Here is a 3,212-nt window from a genome sequence, read left to right on the forward strand (position 1 = left end):
GGCGAACGTCGGGCGAGCGCGAGGTGCGCGTCGGCGAGCGAGACGACGGCGCCCACGGCTCCGGTACAGGTGACGAACACATCGGCGTCCGCCAGCGCGTCGGGCAACTCGTCGATATTCATCGCGACCGCGGATACACCTGCGGCCCTTGCTGTTTCGGCCAGACGGTCGGCGCGCTCTCGGGTGCGGTTGACGATGACGAGACGTTCGATTTCGGCACGGCCGAGATGCGCCACGGACAGTCCGCCCATGGCGCCTGCGCCGAGCACGACTGCGGTGCGGCCCTGCAGGGTGCCGTCGAAGAGTGCGGCGGCGCGATCGAGGGCGACGGAGACGACCGACGCTCCGGCCGAGTCGATACCGGTCTCGGAGTGCACTCGCTTGCCGACGCGCAACGCCTGCTGCGCGAGCTCGTGCAGCACGCGTCCCGATGCCTGCTGACCGTCGGAAGCGGCATACGCGGCGCGGATCTGACCCAGAATCTGCTGCTCACCGATGACCATCGAATCCAGCCCGCTGGCCACGGCGAACAGGTGCTCGACGGCAGCCTCGCTGTAACGCACATACGCGTGCTTGGTGAGGTCCGGCACCGCCAGGCCCGAATGTTCGGAAAGGATCTCACCGACAGAGGCGAGAGCTCCGTGGAACGCGTCGACCACGGCATAGACCTCGACGCGGTTGCACGTCGAGACGACCATGACCTCGGAAATGCTGCCGCTCGCCATGAGCTTGTCGGTCAGCTTCGGCCGGTCGGTGTCGGTGATCGCGACACGCTCGAGGACAGCGACGGGAGCGCTACGGTGCGAAATCCCGACGAGGAGCACACTCACGGTGCAATCACCGATCCATTTCTTGAGACGCTACTGCTCATTGTTTCTCCGATCGCGGTGTTGCCGATCGCAGTGCTGTTGTTCGCCGAGCTACCCGCCGAACCCAGGGCCGGCGTCAATCTCGGTCCGCGGCTACGCCCGAGCCGCGCGGTGTTCGAAAGGGGACTCGTGCGGTTGGAGCTGCGGCCCGCGGCTTCGTTGCGTGAACTGTTGAACGAAAGAACCTGCATCTCGACCGCGAGGTCGACGCGGCGAACCTCGACTCGGTCCGGCACGTCGAGGGTGACCGGGGAGAAGCTGAGGATGCATTCCACGCCGCCCGCGACGAAGGCGTCAGCGACGGTCTGCGCGGACTCGTCGGGCGTGGCGATGACGCCGATGGTGGCTTCGAGTTCGCGGCATGCCACCTCGAGGGCGTCGACGTGTCGCACTTCGAGGCCGTCGATGTCGAGGCCGACGCGGGCAGGGTTGCGGTCGAACAAACCGACCATCGAAAACCCGCGACGACCGAATCCGCCGTATCGCGCCAACGCTTCCCCAAGATTGCCGACTCCGACGAGCACTACTTTGTGACCGCGGTCGAGACCGAGAGCGCTCTCGATCTTCGCGCGCAGGCGCACCACGTCGTAGCCGACACCGCGGACGCCATTGGGTCCGAGAAAGGAAAGGTCTTTGCGCAGCTTCGCCGATCCGACCCCGGCTGCGTTCGCGAGTTCTTCACTGGAAACGATGAGGACGCCGTCGTCGGCGAGGATTCCGAGGACCCGCAAGTAGGTCGCCAATCGGGTCACCGTAGCCTGGGGGATAACACGTTCGGGACCAGCAGCATGAGAGCCGGAATGGTCGATGCCAGCTGAGCGTTCGACACCAACCGGCACGCCCGGGCGCTCTTCGGTCACGTTCATGGCTCCTCGTCCGAGCGGCTGCGATGCCGGTCTTCACGGTGATCCTCGGTTGGCAGGCATTTCCCCTGCACGTCTCCACCACGGTAACTGCTTGTGAACGAATGAACAAAGTCGCCGGATCCGTGCTAGAGGGGCCCTCACCTGCAAAGCGAGAGAAACGACACGTTAATCCGGTGGGTTCGCCGCGGCCAGATCTGCACGCAGTCTCGGCTCGTCGACCTCCCAGTAACTGTGCTCGCGGCCGTCCAGCAGCACCACCGGAACGCGGTCGCCGTACTCCGCGCGCAGGTCAGGGGTGGTAACAGCCACTTCGTCGACGTCCACCGACGTCGGGACGAGCCCGAAATCCGCGCACACAGCGATGAGCCGTTCGAAAGCCAAGACGCAGGTGTGGCATCCGGCGCGGGTGAGAAGAACCACCGAGGTCTCGTGGGAATCCATGCCTCCACTGTTTCACTCGCCATGAAGAGACGAACGTCACATCGGCTCTCATGCGCGGGCGGTCGGACTTCGGGGCGACGGACTAGGGTTGTGGCAGTGCTCGAGCATGGAGGTGCGCGTTATGAGCGACGGGGGTTCCGAGACGCCTGGGGACGGCAGAAGCGACGATGCTGCCGCCGATTCGACCCACAATTCTGCGCAGGAACCGGCGTTGGCCGATCTGCCCGTATCGCCGGTGTCCGATGAGGACATGGTCGAGACGGACGCCCCGCACGAGGACAAACGCCGCAAGCGCAGGCTGCGCAATCCGTTCGGTCCGACCGACGCCGAAGTGCGCGCAAACGTCGCGGGTGAAGCGAGCGCCGAGGCCGCCATCGCGCTGCAGGCCGAAGGTGGCGGATCCGTCCCACTCGACCTCACCGCCGCGGCTTTCTTCGACGTCGACAACACGATGGTGCAGGGCGCGTCGATCATTCATTTCGCCCGCGGACTCGCTGCGCGTAAATATTTCACCAGTGGTGATCTCGCTCAATTCGCCTGGCAGCAGGTCAAATTCAGGGTCAGCGGCAAGGAGAACAGCGAGGACGTCGCCAGCGGACGCGAGAAGGCGCTGTCGTTCATCACCGGCCGCGAGACCTCCGAGCTACGCAGACTCGGTGAAGAGATCTACGACGAGCTCATCGCCGACAAAATTTGGCCCGGAACCGCAGCTCTCGCTCAGATGCACCTCGACGCCGGCCAGCAGGTGTGGCTCGTCACCGCCACCCCTCTCGAACTCGCAACCATCATCGCCGAACGACTCGGACTCACTGGCGCGCTCGGTACCGTCGCGGAAAGCAAGGACGGCGTTTTCACCGGCAGACTCGTCGGCGACATCCTGCACGGCCTCGGCAAAGCGCACGCCGTCCGCACCCTCGCAGTCCGCGAAGGCCTGAACCTCAAGCGCTGCACGGCATACTCGGACAGCCACAACGACGTTCCGATGCTCTCCCTCGTCGGCACCGCCGTCGCCGTCAATCCCGACGCGGACCTGCGG

General features: G+C 65.4%; 4 protein-coding genes. 1 reads left to right on the plus strand and 3 read right to left on the minus strand.

Annotation, left to right across the window (positions count from 1 at the left end; genetic code table 11):
* From hemA to WBQ44_RS07320, 3 genes are all read right to left on the minus strand, one after another.
* A partial coding sequence (gene hemA, locus WBQ44_RS07310; protein WP_495566052.1) for a glutamyl-tRNA reductase occupies window positions 1-830 on the minus strand: 830 nt, incomplete at its 3' end.
* The gene (locus WBQ44_RS07315; protein WP_495566053.1) at window positions 827-1,735 is read right to left on the minus strand and encodes a redox-sensing transcriptional repressor Rex; all 909 of its coding nucleotides are present in this window, start codon (window positions 1,733-1,735) and stop codon (window positions 827-829) included. The genes hemA and WBQ44_RS07315, both read right to left, overlap by 4 nt.
* Window positions 1,736-1,900: 165 nt before the next feature.
* Complete coding sequence (locus tag WBQ44_RS07320; protein WP_495566054.1) at window positions 1,901-2,176, minus strand: glutaredoxin family protein; 276 nt, start codon at window positions 2,174-2,176, stop codon at window positions 1,901-1,903.
* A 250-nt stretch (window positions 2,177-2,426) separates the two neighbouring features.
* On the opposite strand from WBQ44_RS07320, the gene WBQ44_RS07325 reads away from it, so the two are divergent.
* A partial coding sequence (locus tag WBQ44_RS07325; RefSeq protein ID WP_495566055.1) for an HAD family hydrolase occupies window positions 2,427-3,212 on the plus strand: 786 nt, incomplete at its 3' end.

It is taken from the genome of Rhodococcus sp. (in: high G+C Gram-positive bacteria) (genome assembly GCF_049591685.1).
In the GTDB taxonomy this organism is placed as follows: domain Bacteria; phylum Actinomycetota; class Actinomycetes; order Mycobacteriales; family Mycobacteriaceae; genus Rhodococcoides.